Genomic DNA, 17,137 nt, shown 5'->3' on the forward strand with positions numbered 1-17,137 from the left:
ATTACCTGCTTTTTAATGAGTCTTGACTAATCCAGTAGATACCCGTTGGCTCTATCGCTAAAAATTGACGATATAACTCTTTCATCGTAGTTTGCGGATCCAGATCGGCAAATTTATCTGGATAGAACCATTTAGCAAAAACTTGTGTCACGATAACGTTATAGGGCGAATTATAATAATTGTGCCAAATAGCATAACTGCGACCATCTTTAATGGCTGTAAGGGTATTGATACCTTTACGCTCGGTTATTTTGCTTAAACTGGTTATGGCTGCTTGCTTTGACGATAAAGCACCTAATTGTACTCCTAGCTCTTTGCTGCCAGGCATCTTGGCTCCACTGGCAATATAAATTGCAGGATCATCAGCAATGACCTTCTCAAGGTTCATCATCCCTAATGGTCCGGGTAACGCATTTTTGGCAATATTTACCCCACCGGCTAAATCAATAAAATTGCCCATATTACCGTTGCCTGCCGTACCACAGCAGTCTTCGGACGAGCCCGCTCTTAATTCAATAAAAACAGTGGGTTTTTTATCGTTAGCAATTTTATTGGTAATATCCGTTACTAACTTAAGATTTTTTTCATAGAAATTGGCATATTTTTCAGCCTGTTGCTCCCGATGCAAAGCCTTACCTAATAAGCGAATACTCGGTAAAGTATTTTTTAGTGGCTCACCACGAAAATCAACAAAAACAACTGGTACACCAGCCTTTTCGAGTTGCATGACCAATTCACTATTTTTGCCTGGGCCGTGCCCGGATAAGCCAAAAATAGCAATATCAGGATTTAAGGTTAATACTTTTTCCGCACTAACACTTTCAGCACTGGTATTACCAATTAAAGGAATTTTGTCAATTTCTGGAAACTTGGCTTTGTAAACCGCATATGATTGTGGATCAAGTTTACGAAAATCACCTTGCCAGCCAACAATGCGCGCTAAAGGTTTATTTCCTTCCAGTAAAGCAATCGCATGAAATAAGCGTCCTTCTCCCAATAGAATGCGATTTACCTTCTCCGGTATCTGAACAGTGCGACCCGCTACATCAGTAACCGTTACTGACCATGCGGCAAACGATGTCATTAACGCTACACCCGCTAATAAACAACCATTAACGCCCTTGGTGATAAAACTACACGCAAACTTCACTTGATTGCCTCTCCATTCAACTGATCCGATTTGCGCGTAACAATAAAGCAAATAATAATTATTATCAATACGATTATTGCTAACGTTACTTTTTTTTTATTTATTCTTTGACCTAAGTAAAAAATAACGCTCGGCACACCCATAAAATACGTGTGCCTGGATAGAAAATTGATAGGATTTTTGACAATTATTTGTTTAAATTTTCATCATATTCAGGGAAATCCATCTGCCGATAATGAACAAAATGGGTTTTCTTGACGAGTTTATAACCAAACCATATGACCAGGAATAAAGGGATACCAATATAGGTGGCAATAACACCATACCAGTCAATCTTGTCCGCTAAAAATGCCTGATAATTTTGGCCTAATGTAATGACTAAACAGAGAACAAAAGCAAAAATAGGGCCAATAGGGAAAAAGCCTGAGCGATAGGGTAACTTATTTAGATCATAGCCTTGCAACATATAACCTTTACGAAAACGATAATGGCTAATAGCAATCCCTAACCAGGCAATAAATCCGGTCATACCTGAAGTATTCAGTAACCATAAGTAAACAACCTGGTTGCCAAACATTGAACTTAAGAAACAGAGTGCTGCCACAACGGTAGTTGCAATCAAGGCATAGCGAGGAACCCCACCCGGTGATAAGCGTGAAAAGATTTTTGGTGCTTTTCCTTCTTTGGCTAAGGTAAATAACATTCGGGTAGAAGCATACATCCCTGAATTGCCAGCGGATAATACTGCCGTTAAAATAACCGCGTTCATGACGGCAGCCGCGGATAATAATCCGGCGTTTTCAAAAACCAAGGTAAAAGGACTAACACTAATATCAGCTACCTCATTACGCAGCAAACGTGGATCCGTATATGGAATAATTAAACTGATCACCAATATAGCAAAAACATAAAATAACAAAATCCGCCAAAATACTTGGCGCACCGCTTTAGGAATATTTTTACCTGGATCTTTAGATTCACCAGCGGCAATACCAATTAATTCCGTACCCTGAAAAGAAAAACCAACGATCATAGCAACCCCAATCATTGCCGAAAAGCCTCCCACAAAAGGCGCTTCACCAATCTGCCAGTTATGCCAGCCAGCATTTTCTGCTCCACGAAAAATGCCAATAATCATTAATATGCCAACCACAATAAAAATAATGACGGTAATGACTTTAATTAAAGAAAACCAATACTCTGCCTCGCCAAATCCTTTGACAGAAATATAATTAAGCATAAAAATGATAAACAGAAAAATCGCACTCCAAATCCAGCCATCAATCTCAGGAAACCAGTATCCCATCACTAATTGCGCTGCAACTAAGTCAACAGCAATAGTGACCGCCCAGTTATACCAATAATTCCAGCCAAGAGCGAAACCAAAGCCTTCATCAACGTATCGAGAACCATAAGTAGAAAAAGAGCCAGAAACGGGTAAATAAGCCGCAAGCTCGCCTAAACTGCTCATCAAAAAATAAACCATTAAACCAATAATAATATAAGAGAATAAAGCACCACCTGGCCCGGCTTGCGCTACAGTTGCGCCGGAAGCAACAAATAATCCGGTACCAATAGAGCCGCCAATAGCTATCATCGTCAAATGACGTGCTTTTAGTTCTCGGCGCAATTTTGTTGTAGCGCCCTGTGATGTATGTGTTGATTGTTCTGACATTAATGACCTTTTATTCAACGTGGATCTTAACGTCAGTGATTGTAACAGACCGTGTTACTATAAATAAGCATCTATTCTCAGTTATAAGATACCTTCATAATTGACTAAAAATTATTAGTATTGCGCAGGATCTTGATATTAAAAACTTCACTGACAATATTCTAATAAAAGTAACAACGCCTTAGATAAATGCTTATTTTGATGATGAATTAAATATAATGTACGTGAAAGCTCGAGTTTATCGATATTTAACGCAATCAATGAGCCATTTTTTAATTGCTCTTCAATCGTGAGTGAAGATAAACAGCTTATTCCCATGCTATTCATAACTGCATGCTTAATGGCTTCAGAATTATTAAATTCAATTAAAATATTGCACTGAGTTAGTTTACTTAATAACAGTTGATCAACAATATTGCGGGTTCCTGAACCGCTTTCACGCAAAATCCAGCTCACATTTTCTAGCTCATGTTGCTTTAATTGACGGCCTGCAAGTGGGTTATTTGGCGCACAAAATACCACCAGCTGATCTTTTTTCCATGGTATAGTGATCAATTCTGATTCATAACAGCTGCCTTCAATTAATCCTAAGTCAACCTTGAATTCTTGTACCGCTTTAATCACTTCCGCAGTATTATTTATTAATAATTCAAAAGGAATAGTCGGATTATCCTGACGATAATGTACCAATTTACCTGGCAACATATAGTTACCAATTGTCGTACTTGCTGCCAATTTTACGGCACCTAAGCCTTTTTTTGAAATCTGTTCAACTTCTGTCGCCTGTTCAAGTAACGCGAATACTTTTGGATATAATAGCCGACCATATTCATTAGTAACTAAACGTTTACCAACTCTATCAAATAACTGCACCTCAAGTTGGGACTCCAAATCTGTTAAAGCAGCACTTACAGCTGATTGGGATAATGACAATGATTGAGCAGCCTGTGTTGTTGAGCCACATTGTAAAATTTCAATAAAAACTTCAAGTTGTCTAAGGGTTATTCGCATAACAATGCTCACTTTATTAATTAATCACATAAATCAAGCTATCATAATAATCTAGCCAACTATTAATTTACCACTTTTATTAATAGATAATACAAAAATAATCCATTTTCAAGATAGATAATAATGATATATGCTTATAACAGAATGAGATAATGCATATTGCATAAACCTATGGTTAAAACAGTTATGGCAACACCTATTAAGCATAAAAATTTTAAATTTATCCCTGGCTTATTATTAACGGGTTTTGTAACTACTATTGCCGTTTATCTTGGTAATAACGAATGGTTTGCCAATATTGGACTAAGTGCTCTAAGCTTGGCGATTTTATTGGGCATTGTGATTGGAAACACCGTTTATTTTGCCGTAAAACCCGTTTGTGATGAAGGGATCAGATTCGCTAAACATTATTTATTAAGAACCGGGATTATTTTGTACGGTTTTCGTTTGACATTTCAACAAATTATGGATGTAGGCACGATTGGTATTATGACCGATTTAATTATGCTAACTTCTACATTCTTAATTGCACTGTTACTAGGCAAATATTTTTTCAAGTTGGATAGTCAAACCACCATTTTGATTGGAGCCGGTAGTAGCATTTGCGGCGCAGCTGCGGTTTTAGCAACCGAGTCTGTCATCAAAACATCGGCAGATAAAGTTGCCATTGCGGTAGCAACCGTCGTTATTTTTGGTACCTTGGCTATTTTTCTCTATCCGTGGTTTTATTATCTAAATCAAATACATCACTGGTTTTCACTTGATCCGGCTCAATTTGGTATTTTTGTTGGCTCGAGCGTTCATGAAGTTGCTCAAGTAGTTGCTGTTGGCCATGCGATCAGCCCTGAGGCAGAAAACAGTGCGGTGATTAGTAAAATGATCCGCGTTATGATGTTAGCACCATTTTTATTGATATTATCAGGTTATCTAAATCGCAAAATGGCAACTAGCAATTTATCGCAATCAAAGCCCACTATTGTGATCCCTTGGTTTGCAATAATTTTTATTATCATTGCATACATAAACTCTTTTCATTTATTGCCACAAATTTTAGTTCAATCCATTATTACCCTTGATACTATTCTATTATCTATGGCGATGGCTGCACTTGGATTAACTACACATATAAGTGCAATTCGACAAGCCGGGATCAAACCACTGGTGATGGCTTTGTGTCTTTTTGGCTGGCTAACTATCGGTGGGTTATTTATAAATTCATCGATGCAATCTATTTTTCATTAACATCCGATAAAATTTTGTTTTTTATCTCCCCTGTCGTTAACAAACAAACATTATTAATGCCTAAATGACTTAAGCCTATGCATTTCATTTTTTAAGCCAATAGTGTCATAATTAAAATAAAATTAGGAGAAAAAAATGAAATTTGTTGGAGCCCACGTCAGCGCTGCTGGCGGTGTTGATCAAGCCGTACTCCGTGCCCACGAAATCAATGCCACAGCCTTTGCTCTTTTCACAAAAAATCAGCGTCAATGGCAAGCTCCACCACTAAAACCGGAAACAGTTGAACAATTCAAACTAAATTGTGAAAAATATGGTTTTGACCAACAGCAAATTCTGCCACACGACAGCTACCTTATTAATTTAGGCCATCCTGAAACAGAAGCACTGAAAAAATCACGTGCCGCTTTTTTAGATGAAATGCAACGCTGTGAGCAATTAGGTATTACTTTGCTCAATTTTCACCCAGGTAGTCATCTGAATAAAATTAGCGTTGATGTATGCCTCGCCCGTATTGCTGAGTCAATCAATATTACTTTAGCGCAAACTAAAAATGTTATTGCTGTGATTGAAAATACTGCCGGTCAAGGCTCTAATTTAGGATTTAAATTTGAGCATCTGGCAGCGATAATTGAAGATATTGAAGATAAACAGCGAGTTGGTGTTTGTTTGGATACTTGTCATGCTTTTGCAGCAGGTTACGACTTACGAACAAAAGAAGCTTGCGATAATACTTTTGCCCAATTTAATAAAATTGTCGGTTTTCAATACCTACGAGCAATGCATTTAAATGATGCCAAAAGCCAATTTGCCAGCCACGTTGATCGCCACCAAAGCCTAGGAGAAGGTAATATCGGTTACACAGCTTTCAGCTATATTATGAAAGATAACCGCTTCGATAATATACCTTTGATCCTAGAAACCATAAATCCTGAGCTCTGGCCTCAAGAAATCGCCTGGTTAAAGTCGCAACAATAACCAATCTTCAACAAATTTATCGTTCTTACAACAGATGAAAATTAATCTAGTACGGCTATTTTTTATTGGTAAATAGCCGTAGTGTATAACTTTTGTTGTGATTTTATGATGTAAAAAAATAGATCAATATTGCATTATTATCTGTTTAATCGTCATCTCACTAGGCAATTATTTATAAAGCTGAAAACAAAATTAGATCAATTAATTAGCAGAGACCCTTTTATTAATTTATCAAAATCACCTCTCGATCAAATACAGCATCCGAACACTAGGGTTAAAACCAATTTTAACTAACTGGCAAAAATATTAATTTACTTAAATATCATACCTAATGTATCATCAAGCTAGTACACAAAATCAATAATAAAAGAGGCAATTATAGTAATGGCTAACGAAGTAATACAAAATATTAAACGCCCTTCCATATTTGGTGGTGCTATGATCATCGCTGGCACTGCCATCGGTGCCGGTATGTTCTCTATTCCTATTGTCACTTCTGGCGTCTGGTTTACCGGTTCAATCATTTTATTAGTTTATACTTGGGTATGTATGTTTTCTTCTGGTTTAATGATTTTAGAAGCCAACATGAATTATCCTTCTGGTGCAAGCTTTCATACCATGGTTAAAGATTTACTTGGCACACGCTGGAATTTACTAAATAGCATTTCAATTGCATTTGTTCTTTATATCTTAACTTATGCTTATATTTCAGCCGGTGGATCGATCATTACACATAATCTTAATAAGATCATCCCCATAAATCACCCTATGGCCGGTTTATTATTTAGCTTATTGATCGCTTTTGTTGTTTGGCTATCGACTAAAGCGGTTGATCGTCTAAGTACAATTTTGATTGGCGGTATGGTTATTACTTTTATCATGTCTGTCAGTGGCATGTTTAATAGTGCTTCATCCACCATCTTATTCAACAAAAATAGTCTGGATACAGATTATTTACCTTATGCATTTATTGCTCTACCTTATTTACTAATTTCTTTTGGCTATCATGGTAATGTGCCCGGCTTAGTGAAATATTATCATAAAGAAAGTAAAGCAGTTGTTCTGAGTTTGTTATATGGCACTTTTATTGCTTTAGTCATTTATATCTTATGGCAATATGCCATTCAAGGTAATATACCGCGCACTGCCTTTAAACAAATCATTACTGAAGGTGGTAATATTGACTCGCTATTAAAACAAATGGATCACAGCACTAATAACAATATTATAAAACAGTGTTTAAATCTGTTTTCTTATATGGCACTTGCTAGTTCATTTTTAGGTGTGACACTTGGGCTGTTTGATTTCATTGCCGATTTTTTTAAATTCAAAGATAATAATCTAGGCCGTTTAAAATCCGCTTTGATAACCTTCATTCCTCCCACCATTTTAGCTTTATACTACCCTGATGGTTTTATTCATGCCATTGGTTTTGCTGGTCTAGCGGCAACTATATGGGCAGTAATTGTGCCGGCAATGATGGCTAAAGCTAGCCGGAAAAAATTTCCTCATGCGGTTTATCATGCACCTGGCGGTAATCTATTAATTTATTTTGTTATATTTTTTGGTTTGATTAACGCCGTTATCCATATATTAGCGCTATTCAATATTTTGCCTGTTTATAAGTAGCGCTTCGATTGCCAAGATTAATTTCAACGCCTCATACTTCGTGCTGATAGTTGTCATGAGGCAAATTCTTAGTAAGCATCACTTTGTATTCTAATTGCCGGTAATTTTATTATAAAATTGGGATTATACTTATTTAATGAAAGGAACTCATATGGCTAGAGCCAATGAAATAAAACGAGGCTATGCGATAAGCTTAAATGGTAAGTTGCTATTAGTAAAAGATATTGATATTCAGACACCAAGTGCACGAGGCGCAAGCACACTCTACAAAATGCGTTTTACTGATATTAAAACCGGACAAAAAGTTGAAGAGCGTTTTAAGGGCGATGACAATCTAGATACAATCCATTTAACTCATCGGGCGGTAAGTTTTTCTTATGTTGAGGCTGATGAATATGTATTCATGGATAATGAAAATTTTACTCCCTATAGTTTCAATAAAACAGATATAGAAGAAGAGCTTTTATTCTTTACTACTTCAGGAACACCTGGACTGCAAGTTTTAGTAATGAATAACCAGGCTATCGCGTTAGAACTTCCGCAAACTGTCGATATGGTAATTGTAGAAACAGCACCAAGTCTCAAAGGAGCATCAGCCAATGCAAGAACAAAACCAGCTATGATGGCAACCGGGCTAATAATACAAGTTCCAGAATACTTATCCATCGGCGAAAAAATTCGCATTCACATTGCAGAACGCCGTTATATGGGCCGTTGTGATTAAAATCGATAAAAATCAAACAATAGCTGCTCTTACTTAAAGAGCGGCTATATTAAAAAATAAAAGTGACTAACTTAAAAATAAAATCAATCATAGCTAATTTCTAACATGCCCTGCTTTTTGTTTTTATTAAACCACAAAAAACGGGTTTCACCATATTTAATTAGTGATTTTTGTCGCTGATTAGTTAATAAATCCATACTTATCTTCTGGGTTGCCATGTTTCCAGCATTATCCCAACAATTCGTTTCTAGCATATTATCATTTACAATATTTTGACAGGTAGGTACAGTAATAGCGCCATAAAAATGAATTACACCGCCAGTATCTGATTCACTATAAACTTGAGATGATAAAGTTAATACCAGTAGAGATATAAAAAAATTCTTATTTAAATAATAGGGTATCTTAGGCTGCGCATTGCCATATTTTTTATATAAAATCATAAAAAGTTTAATCCTGGTCAATAAATAAAATTACTATTAAATATTTTTATTAAATAATTACTGAGAAATTGCTAATGATTTATTAAAATAACATTTACTACTATAACTCAATATCTTGTTGAATCATGAAATATGGCTAACCGCAAAATTCCACATAAGATAGCTTCTATATAATATTAAATTGTCTATTTTATCGTTTAAATATAACAACTAATTACTCATCTTTATTAAAATGTTTTGTTCTTTATTAATCATTTTAATTTAACCGCTATTTAAATTTATGGCTCTCTCGTCATCACGACTATTTGTTTAATATAACTTTATTATAATAAATATCACAAATATCTAACTGATAAAGTCAAAAATAATTTAGTAAAGTAAAAACAACGTATTGGAGAAAAATTTTAAAATAACAATTCCTATATTTATACAAAATTGAATAATTTTCTGCTACTGAAAAACAGACTAAATTATTTTAAGTAACAGACTAAATTTTATTAAAATTTAACAAAAAACCAACAATAAATTAATAAAATATTGCTAACAAATTTAGCTTAATTTTTTATTAATTAGCTAATTTTAATTGCTGATCATCAATACGCTGATTTTTTAAATAGTATATTTAACCAAAATATTAAACCTTTTATTCAATAAGCTTATTTACATCGACACTAGTTATTTAATCAAAAAATTTTGATTTTTTGTAAATTAATACAAGAAAACTCGCCATTTTTTATTTCCTTGTATAAACTTGTTTATGTTTAACATATCAATGTATTTGAAATAGGTACTCAATCATATACATTTATATAACGAGCAATAGTGATGATATTTTAACCTTTAGCTAACAAAATAAAATATCGTCAAATTTACATTATATCGAATATCCACATAAAGATAACAAGGGATAAATCAATAATGGTCAAACTTCAACCGTTACTGAGATACTGTATGAAGCCTACTCCGGCACTAATCATTACTTTATTACTATCCGCTTGTAATTCACCAAACTCACCGCTATATAAAACACAATCTAACTCACTTTATCAGGTATCACAAGCCGAGTTTGAACAATTAGTACGCAATGTGGAAATTAAAACAAAAATATTAGAGCAGTATGCAAACTGGAGAGGTGTTGCTTACCGTTTTGGTGGTACAACAAAGAAAGGTATTGACTGTTCAGCCTTTACTCAACGTATGTTTAGTGAGCAGTTTGGTGTTGATTTACCTCGCTCAACAGATGAACAACAATATACCGGCCACTGGGTCAGGCAACAAAATTTACGCCCTGGCGATTTGGTTTTTTTTAGAACTGGCCCAACTAATCGACATGTCGGTATTTATATTGGTAATGATAAATTTGTCCATGCCTCAACAAGTAGCGGTGTAACAGTTTCTGCAATAAATGATGATTACTGGAGTAAACGTTATTATGCAGCTCGTCGAATCATTGATACGTATTAATATTTAATGAGAATAATAACGAGATGGTAGCGTTATTGATTCCGCAATAGCAACACCCACTGTTTTAAAATGACAAATCGCTAAACTTTCATCTTCATAACGAATAAAAAGGCAAACTTGACCCTGCCATTCAAGCAAATCATTAGCAATTTGTATTTCATCTAAAGCTGAACTTAAATACTTTAATACCGCCAAATTATCGCTAATATCATGGCAAAGTACCTTAAAGCCAATTAATATATTAGACTCGGAGCTGGATATATTATCAGGCATTACCTCAATTTTTTCACCTGTATGCCCTGTTAACCATCGATAATTTTGTGGCAAACGATGAATGACAGATAACTTTAAATTACCCACTAAAAACCCTATATTGTAATTAATTATATTATTTTTCTATTTAAGTAAAAAAATAACTTAACATACTAACTTATCAAGCTATTTTATACTTGCCCTGGTATTTTACATCATATAAATATTATAAATTTTTGTTATTCTAATATAAAAACTTATCCTAAACAAAATAAAATTTGTTAAAAATCAACAAAGCATATTATCTTTCAATAGTAAAACTGTATTATTTCATTTAATTCTTTATAAAAAAGCCATATATCAGATAATTAGCTAAAATAAGCAGTAATGAAAGATAAAAATGAAATAATTAATAAATTGATTGGCTCATGAATTGAGCCTATCTAAATTGTGATTGTTATCGAAGTAAAAGATAAGAAATTACATTGAGTTCATATTAATAAAGTATTTAAATAACGATACAACACTAATGAAATTTATTTCTTTATTAAATCCTAATCACATTAGTCTTTACTGTAATTAGCCAACAACACAAACCCCATCGCAAGACAAACACATAACCCCATAAATCCTACCATCGACCACACTGTGGTTGTTTTAAAGCAAGAAAGCAAATAACCAAAAAATGCACCGATACCAAAACGTATTGTGCCAACTAAAGATGAAACTGTACCCGCAATATGTGGATAACTATCTAAAATTACAGACATAGCATTAGAAGAGATCATCGCAATACTACCAACATAAACAGCAACACCAAATATCATAGGAATAAAACCTAAGTCCAATATAGTACTGAGGATCAGCCACATTCCCATAATGAATTGCAATGTTAAGCCCATATGTAACATTTTTAATGCGCCAAAATGGCGTACATAACGGCTATTAAGCGTGGTCAGTAAAAATAAAAAAACAATATTTAAACCAAAATAATAGCCAAAATGCTGTGGCGAAACCCCATTTAATTCAATATAGACAAACGGCCCGGTATTTAAAAATGAAAACAACCCAGCAAAGGAAAATCCACTAGCAAGAATATAACAGAAGACTTGTCTAGCACGAAACAAGGTAAAAAGTTGTTTTATCGTATTACGTAAATGAAATTTTTGTCTTTTTTCCTTAGGCAACGTTTCTTGAATAAAAAAAGCAACTAATAACGCCCCTATGATTGCAGCTATGGAAATAATCCAAAAAATGGCATGCCAGGAAAACCAAATCATTGCCATACCACCTAAGATCGGTGCTAATAGTGGCGCGATCGTCATAACTAGCAAAACAAAAGACATGCTTCGTGAAAATTCATCACTACTAAACATATCTCTCATCAAAGCAGTGATGACAACACTTGCTGCCGCTGCCGATAATCCTTGTAAAAAACGAACAAAAATAAATTGCTCAATATTATTGGCTAAAGCACAAATTGCTGAAGTAATCGCAAAAATAATTACGCCGCCTAATATCACTGGCTTACGACCTATACTATCGGCCATCGGACCATAAAACAGTTGACCTATTGCAAAGCCCAAAATATAACTATTTAAGGTCATCTGAACTTGGCCGGTATCAACATTAAAACTTTTTGCAATCGATGGCAGACTAGGCAAATACATGTCAATGGCTAATGGCATCAACATGGATATAAGGCCTAAAATCAGAATTAGGCTGAAATAAGATGAACCCTGACGTTGCATACTAACATACTCCCAAATCGAGCAAGTAAAAATATAATTTAAATAGTTTTTATTTCTTCTTTCGTTAAAGAACGATATTCACCAGCCCCTAATGCTGGATCAAGATAAATACCACCAATACGCTCACGGTGCAGCGCACAAACGTGATTACCCACCGCGGCAAACATTCTTTTGACTTGGTGATACCGGCCTTCGCTAATTGTCAAACGCACCTGCATTGATGAAACTATAGCTAGTTTGGCCGGCTTTGTGGGTGATTTTTCACCTTTAAGCCATATACCTGCTAAAAACTTATCAGCTACCTCAGTCGAAATCGGTTGTGTCAATGTGACAAGATAAGTTTTCTCACAATGATGCTTTGGCGAGATAATTTTATGTGTCCATTGACCATCATCAGTTATAATTACTAAACCGGTTGTATCTATGTCTAATCTGCCGGCAATATGTAACTTTGTTATAGCTGGCTCATCAATAAAAGATAAAATTGTTGGGTTAACATTATCTGCCGTCGAACAAACATAACCTTGCGGTTTATTCAACATAAAATAACGTGGGCCAATAATATGTTGTAATACTATATCTTCATAACTAACTACCATTTCAGGCGTAATTTGATGAGAGCCGGTTTTTATTACTTCATTATTAACCATAACTTTTCCTGCCCGTAATTCTCGCATAACCAAGCCACGGCTAATTGTTAGTTGTTGAGATAAAAACTTATCAAGTCGCATCATGATTTTTAAATGTATATGAAAGGGTTAGAATGCATATGTATTATTATGCTAAATCATTGGATGATTACAATAATTGCTTTTAAAACAATCCAGATAATAAATAACGCAAATAACTATAACGCGATTAATTATACCAACAACTTGTTAGAGAAGATATAGCTTGCTACAGTAGATTTTATTTTTAATATAGATTATTTCAATATAAATTAACAAAAATTGCTACTCTATTTGTTATTTATTTTTAATATTTAAGTTAATAATCATGATAGTTACGCTAAGACCATATCAACAAGAGGCCGTTAATGCAGCGATAAACTATTTTCGCCGCCATAAACAACCTGCGGTTATTGTGTTACCTACTGGCGCAGGAAAAAGTCTGGTTATTGCTGAATTAGCCCGATTAGCCCGTGGGCGAGTACTGGTATTAGCCCATGTAAAAGAATTAGTTGAACAGAACCATAATAAATATCAAGCCTATGGGCTAACCGCCGACATTTATGCCGCCGGACTTAATAAAAAACAAAATGAAAATAAAGTTATTTTTGCTAGTGTACAATCTATGGCAAAAAATTTAGCTGATTTTAATACTTCTTTTTCACTGTTAATTATCGATGAATGTCATCGCATCAGTTTAAATAACGATGGTCAATATCAACAAATCATTCAAAAATTACAACACAATAATCCTAATTTATGTGTTTTGGGATTAACAGCAACACCTTATCGTCTGTCTGAAGGCTGGATATATCAGTATCACTACCATGGTATGATAAAAGGTGATGATAACTGTTTTTTTCGTGATTGTATTTATGAACTACCGTTAAGGTATATGATAAAAAACCATTATCTTGTACCACCTAAACGTCTAGATATGCCGGTTATTCAATATGATTTTAGTCAATTGCAGATAAGCCAAACGGGTATTTTTAATCATGCTGATTTGGATCAGACAATTAAACGTCAGCATAGAGTCACTCCCCTGATTATTCAGCAAATTATCGAATATGCACATTCCTGTCAGGGCTGTATGATCTTCGCCGCTACCGTTGAACATGCCAAAGAAATTTTGACATTATTACCTAATGATGATACTGCATTAATATGCGCAGAAACGACGGCAATCGTCCGTGAAAAAGCTATTGATGCCTTTAAAGCGCAAAAAATTCGCTATTTAGTCAATGTTTCTGTCTTAACTACAGGTTTTGACGCTCCTCATGTCGATCTGATTGCTATTTTGCGTCCCACTGAATCAATTAGTCTCTATCAACAAATAATTGGTCGCGGATTAAGATTATTTCCTAACAAAAGCCAGTGTATTATTCTTGATTATGCAGGAAATCCCCATGATCTTTATATGCCAGAAGTTGGCAGCCCTAAAAGTGATCCACAAAACGTACCAGTTCAGGTTTTTTGCCCACTTTGTCATTTTGCTAATCTATTTTGGGGGAAAAGCGATCCAGACGGTCAAATCATTGAACATTACGGCCGTCGATGCCAAGGCTGGGAAGAAAAGCATAATGGACAAAAAAAACAGTGTGAATTTCGCTTTCGTTTTAAACAATGTCCCAACTGCAATGCTGAAAATGACATTGCAGCACGACGTTGTCATCAATGTCAGGCAATTTTAGTTGATCCGGATGATATGTTAAAAGCGGCGTTAAAATTGAAAAATTCCCTGATCCTTCGTTGCGGTGGCATGCAACTGACTACCGGATATGATAAGAAAGGAGAATGGTTAAAAGCCACTTACTATGATGAAGATGGTAGCAGCGTCTCAGAACTGTTTCGATTAACAACCCCAGCTCAGCGCAAAGTATTTGAACAACGTTTTCTATTGCTCCACCAGCGAGCTCCAGGCCTTCCCTTCCAATGGCAAACTGTAGCCGATATTCTACGTCAAAAGGAATCATTACGTCATCCTAACTTTGTTATCGCACGTAAAAAAAGCCAGTTTTGGCAAATAAGAGAGAAAATTTTTGACTACCAAGGAAAGTATCGTCTGGCTGACGACCTCTATTGACAACATGATTTCCATTTGTATTTACTATATCGCTGTTTTTACTGAAATGAATATCAACGCCCTAAAATTAGGACATCTTTTTCATTGCTGTAGAGCATTTTTTTCGCTAAAATGCCGCCCGCTTGATTAGCAATCACTAACAAGTTTTTATTATCGGATCTGCCACTGGGTCGCCTGTTGCAGAGTCTTTTTATATTATGAGAACAAATCATGCTAACGATTAATGCAGAAATCCGCAAAGAGCAGGGTAAGGGTGCGAGCCGCCGCCTGCGTAAAGACAACAAATTACCGGCTATCGTCTATGGTGGTGATCAGGAACCCGTTTCTATTGAACTCAACCATGATGAAATTATCAACCAAGAAAGCAAGCCAGAGTTTTATGAAGTATTAACACTGGTGGTTGATGGGAAAAAAACCAAAGTTAAAGTACAAGCGGTTCAACGTCATCCGTTTAAGCCTAAACTAACCCATATCGATTTCTTGCGGGTTTAATTACGCAAAATTGCGCTTTTTTACCAAGCCAATTATCAATAACGCCGCTTTTGCGGCGTTATTTGTTTTTACCATCATTAACGGCTTTTCTTGCCACGCTCTAATTGCTCACGTAAGTTTGGTGGTGTACCTTTAATTGTTAACGTATCCGTTGCCGGATCCCAAAAAACACGCTCATCAAGTAACAAAGCATCAAAGTTAATGGTCAAGCCACCACCACTACCTGAATATTTGGTTAATTGTTTGAGAGTCGTACGATCTGGTGGAAAACTTTCTGCCAATTGATAACCATTTTGTTGCGTAAATTCAGCAAAATTCTGCTCTCCTAAAGCAGGCAACTCTTTTGATAAACACTTTAATTCAATTTCTTCTCCGGTCTGTTGTTGCTCATTACAATAGCGATAAACTTGCTGGCGATATTCTTGTGTGGCGGCCTGGTTTAACTCAGACGAATCACAATAATCATTCACGGCTTGCAGTAATCCTTTATTCTGTATTTTAGCATTCATACCTTCGCTAGCTGACAGGAAATCCATAAAAAAATCAGATACTTTACGCCCGACGCGGCCCTTTAAAAAAGTTAAATAACGTTCAGAAGCGGGATTTCTTTCCCATTCTGTCAAGTCTATGCGAGCAACAATATCAACATGCGGAATATCAAGATAATGAGTAGTATTCAATTCCAGATTATCATTAACAAACATACTATTGCAGCTATTTAATACAGCTATCAATAAGTAATCTACCGCCAAATAACGATATTGACAAAACAGTACCACCCCACCTTCTGCAAACGGATATTTTGCCAATTCATCCCGCAAACGAATAGTAGCCGCACGGCTAAATCCCAAAAAGTTTTCATCTTCCTTTCTCAAAGCCACTAATGCTTCAGCTAATTCGCTCGCTTGATTAAAAGTGGCAAAGGCTTTACTTTTAGCGCCATAAATTCGATGCAATTCTGCCATCATTTCTTGCACTATATTATCCGTGCCTAATAAAGAATCACGCAGCACAACCTCTAGTGTTTGTTCATCACGTTTTATCAACTGATGTAAAGCAATCTGGCAAATATCCAGACTCATCATTTACTCCTTATTTTCTTTATGGCATAAAGATCAACGGTATTCAGACATCGATAACTTTTTCCGGCAGCTAAATTGATATCTATTGATATAACATTTTTGTATTATGGGCATATAATAAGATTTGTAACTTATGGAAACCGGTCAATTTAAAATGTTATTAAATGAAATTATCCAGTTAAATTAGACAAAACAGCTACAGAAAAAAACACAATAATACGCTAAAATATAAAGCTTTATTCATTCAGGATTTTTATTATGCCACAATCATCCCGTTATAGTGATGAGCAAATTGAACATCTACTCCTAGAATTAGTCAAGGTATTAGAAAAATATAAAGCTCCAACTGATCTATCATTGATAGTATTAGGTAACATGGTGACAAACTTAATTAATACAACTGTTACACTGACTCAGCGTAAAACTATTGCAGAATCTTTCGCTCAGGCGTTACTTGCTTCTGTTAATGAAGAAAAAATTCACTAATTTAGCA

16 protein-coding genes are annotated in these 17,137 nt (G+C 35.2%); 8 read left to right on the forward strand and 8 right to left on the reverse strand.

The features are described 5' to 3' along the window. Window position 1 precedes the first annotated feature (1 nt). The 3 genes from WH390_RS02970 to WH390_RS02980 all read right to left on the reverse strand — a co-directional run bounded on the left by WH390_RS02970 (window position 2) and on the right by WH390_RS02980 (window position 3,836). On the reverse strand, window positions 2–1,084 hold the full coding sequence (locus WH390_RS02970; protein ID WP_148305530.1) for an ABC transporter substrate-binding protein: 1,083 nt from the start codon (window positions 1,082–1,084) through the stop codon (window positions 2–4). A 253-nt stretch (window positions 1,085–1,337) separates the two neighbouring features. Then, a complete protein-coding gene (locus WH390_RS02975) occupies window positions 1,338–2,825 on the reverse strand; it encodes an amino acid permease (protein ID WP_032114634.1) in 1,488 nt (495 codons plus the stop codon). A 147-nt stretch (window positions 2,826–2,972) separates the two neighbouring features. Continuing rightward, window positions 2,973–3,836: a LysR family transcriptional regulator gene (locus WH390_RS02980; protein WP_032114635.1), complete on the reverse strand. Its 864-nt coding sequence runs from the start codon at window positions 3,834–3,836 to the stop codon at window positions 2,973–2,975. A 171-nt stretch (window positions 3,837–4,007) separates the two neighbouring features. On the opposite strand from WH390_RS02980, the gene WH390_RS02985 reads away from it, so the two are divergent. The 4 genes from WH390_RS02985 (at window position 4,008) to yeiP (ending at window position 8,406) form a co-directional block, all read left to right on the forward strand. After that, on the forward strand, window positions 4,008–5,078 hold the full coding sequence (locus WH390_RS02985; protein ID WP_032114636.1) for a YeiH family protein: 1,071 nt from the start codon (window positions 4,008–4,010) through the stop codon (window positions 5,076–5,078). A gap of 135 nt (window positions 5,079–5,213) precedes the next feature. Then, entirely contained in the window at window positions 5,214–6,053 is an 840-nt protein-coding gene (gene nfo, locus WH390_RS02990) for a deoxyribonuclease IV (protein ID WP_032114637.1), read from the forward strand. A gap of 384 nt (window positions 6,054–6,437) precedes the next feature. Then, window positions 6,438–7,682 carry a tryptophan permease gene (mtr, locus tag WH390_RS02995; RefSeq protein ID WP_032114638.1) on the forward strand — a complete coding sequence of 415 codons (1,245 nt, stop codon included), beginning with the start codon at window positions 6,438–6,440 and terminating at the stop codon, window positions 7,680–7,682. Between the two features lie 151 nt (window positions 7,683–7,833). Further along, window positions 7,834–8,406 carry an elongation factor P-like protein YeiP gene (yeiP, locus tag WH390_RS03000; protein WP_032114639.1) on the forward strand — a complete coding sequence of 191 codons (573 nt, stop codon included), beginning with the start codon at window positions 7,834–7,836 and terminating at the stop codon, window positions 8,404–8,406. A gap of 83 nt (window positions 8,407–8,489) precedes the next feature. Here the strand turns inward: yeiP and WH390_RS03005 are convergent, their stop codons facing one another. Beyond that, on the reverse strand, window positions 8,490–8,849 hold the full coding sequence (locus WH390_RS03005; protein WP_032114640.1) for a hypothetical protein: 360 nt from the start codon (window positions 8,847–8,849) through the stop codon (window positions 8,490–8,492). A 918-nt stretch (window positions 8,850–9,767) separates the two neighbouring features. On the opposite strand from WH390_RS03005, the gene mepS reads away from it, so the two are divergent. Then, on the forward strand, window positions 9,768–10,313 hold the full coding sequence (gene mepS / locus WH390_RS03010) for a bifunctional murein DD-endopeptidase/murein LD-carboxypeptidase (protein ID WP_032114641.1): 546 nt from the start codon (window positions 9,768–9,770) through the stop codon (window positions 10,311–10,313). 3 nt (window positions 10,314–10,316) lie between these two features. Here the strand turns inward: mepS and WH390_RS03015 are convergent, their stop codons facing one another. The 3 genes from WH390_RS03015 to rsuA form a co-directional block, all read right to left on the reverse strand. Next, entirely contained in the window at window positions 10,317–10,673 is a 357-nt protein-coding gene (locus WH390_RS03015) for a hypothetical protein (protein ID WP_032114642.1), read from the reverse strand. Between the two features lie 455 nt (window positions 10,674–11,128). Continuing rightward, a complete protein-coding gene (locus WH390_RS03020) occupies window positions 11,129–12,316 on the reverse strand; it encodes a Bcr/CflA family multidrug efflux MFS transporter (RefSeq protein WP_032114643.1) in 1,188 nt (395 codons plus the stop codon). Between the two features lie 38 nt (window positions 12,317–12,354). Further along, entirely contained in the window at window positions 12,355–13,047 is a 693-nt protein-coding gene (gene rsuA / locus WH390_RS03025) for a 16S rRNA pseudouridine(516) synthase RsuA (RefSeq protein ID WP_032114807.1), read from the reverse strand. A gap of 265 nt (window positions 13,048–13,312) precedes the next feature. On the opposite strand from rsuA, the gene WH390_RS03030 reads away from it, so the two are divergent. After that, the gene (locus WH390_RS03030; protein WP_032114644.1) at window positions 13,313–15,070 is read left to right on the forward strand and encodes a DEAD/DEAH box helicase; all 1,758 of its coding nucleotides are present in this window, start codon (window positions 13,313–13,315) and stop codon (window positions 15,068–15,070) included. A 210-nt stretch (window positions 15,071–15,280) separates the two neighbouring features. Then, window positions 15,281–15,562, forward strand: coding sequence for a 50S ribosomal protein L25 (rplY, locus tag WH390_RS03035; RefSeq protein WP_032114645.1), 282 nt, complete (start codon window positions 15,281–15,283; stop codon window positions 15,560–15,562). Between the two features lie 77 nt (window positions 15,563–15,639). Here rplY and yejK read toward each other — a convergent pair whose 3' ends face one another. Next, on the reverse strand, window positions 15,640–16,644 hold the full coding sequence (gene yejK, locus WH390_RS03040) for a nucleoid-associated protein YejK (protein WP_032114646.1): 1,005 nt from the start codon (window positions 16,642–16,644) through the stop codon (window positions 15,640–15,642). A gap of 258 nt (window positions 16,645–16,902) precedes the next feature. Here yejK and WH390_RS03045 point away from each other — a divergent pair, with 258 nt between their 5' ends. Continuing rightward, window positions 16,903–17,130 carry a DUF1414 domain-containing protein gene (locus WH390_RS03045; RefSeq protein WP_032114647.1) on the forward strand — a complete coding sequence of 76 codons (228 nt, stop codon included), beginning with the start codon at window positions 16,903–16,905 and terminating at the stop codon, window positions 17,128–17,130. Window positions 17,131–17,137 lie beyond the last annotated feature (7 nt).

The sequence above is a fragment of the Candidatus Arsenophonus nilaparvatae genome (assembly GCF_045346035.1).
Lineage (GTDB): Bacteria > Pseudomonadota > Gammaproteobacteria > Enterobacterales > Enterobacteriaceae > Arsenophonus > Arsenophonus nilaparvatae.

Coding starts and splice junctions, on each gene's coding strand:
- WH390_RS03020 (WP_032114643.1), bottom strand. CDS start 12,316: ATGCAACGTCAGGGTTCATCTTATTTCAGCCTAATTCTGATTTTAGGC.
- WH390_RS02970 (WP_148305530.1), bottom strand. CDS start 1,084: ATGACATCGTTTGCCGCATGGTCAGTAACGGTTACTGATGTAGCGGGT.
- rsuA (WP_032114807.1), bottom strand. CDS start 13,047: ATGCGACTTGATAAGTTTTTATCTCAACAACTAACAATTAGCCGTGGC.
- rplY (WP_032114645.1), top strand. CDS start 15,281: ATGCTAACGATTAATGCAGAAATCCGCAAAGAGCAGGGTAAGGGTGCG.
- WH390_RS02980 (WP_032114635.1), bottom strand. CDS start 3,836: ATGCGAATAACCCTTAGACAACTTGAAGTTTTTATTGAAATTTTACAA.
- WH390_RS03030 (WP_032114644.1), top strand. CDS start 13,313: ATGATAGTTACGCTAAGACCATATCAACAAGAGGCCGTTAATGCAGCG.
- WH390_RS02985 (WP_032114636.1), top strand. CDS start 4,008: ATGGTTAAAACAGTTATGGCAACACCTATTAAGCATAAAAATTTTAAA.
- nfo (WP_032114637.1), top strand. CDS start 5,214: ATGAAATTTGTTGGAGCCCACGTCAGCGCTGCTGGCGGTGTTGATCAA.
- yeiP (WP_032114639.1), top strand. CDS start 7,834: ATGGCTAGAGCCAATGAAATAAAACGAGGCTATGCGATAAGCTTAAAT.
- mepS (WP_032114641.1), top strand. CDS start 9,768: ATGGTCAAACTTCAACCGTTACTGAGATACTGTATGAAGCCTACTCCG.
- WH390_RS03005 (WP_032114640.1), bottom strand. CDS start 8,849: ATGATTTTATATAAAAAATATGGCAATGCGCAGCCTAAGATACCCTAT.
- mtr (WP_032114638.1), top strand. CDS start 6,438: ATGGCTAACGAAGTAATACAAAATATTAAACGCCCTTCCATATTTGGT.
- WH390_RS02975 (WP_032114634.1), bottom strand. CDS start 2,825: ATGTCAGAACAATCAACACATACATCACAGGGCGCTACAACAAAATTG.
- yejK (WP_032114646.1), bottom strand. CDS start 16,644: ATGAGTCTGGATATTTGCCAGATTGCTTTACATCAGTTGATAAAACGT.
- WH390_RS03045 (WP_032114647.1), top strand. CDS start 16,903: ATGCCACAATCATCCCGTTATAGTGATGAGCAAATTGAACATCTACTC.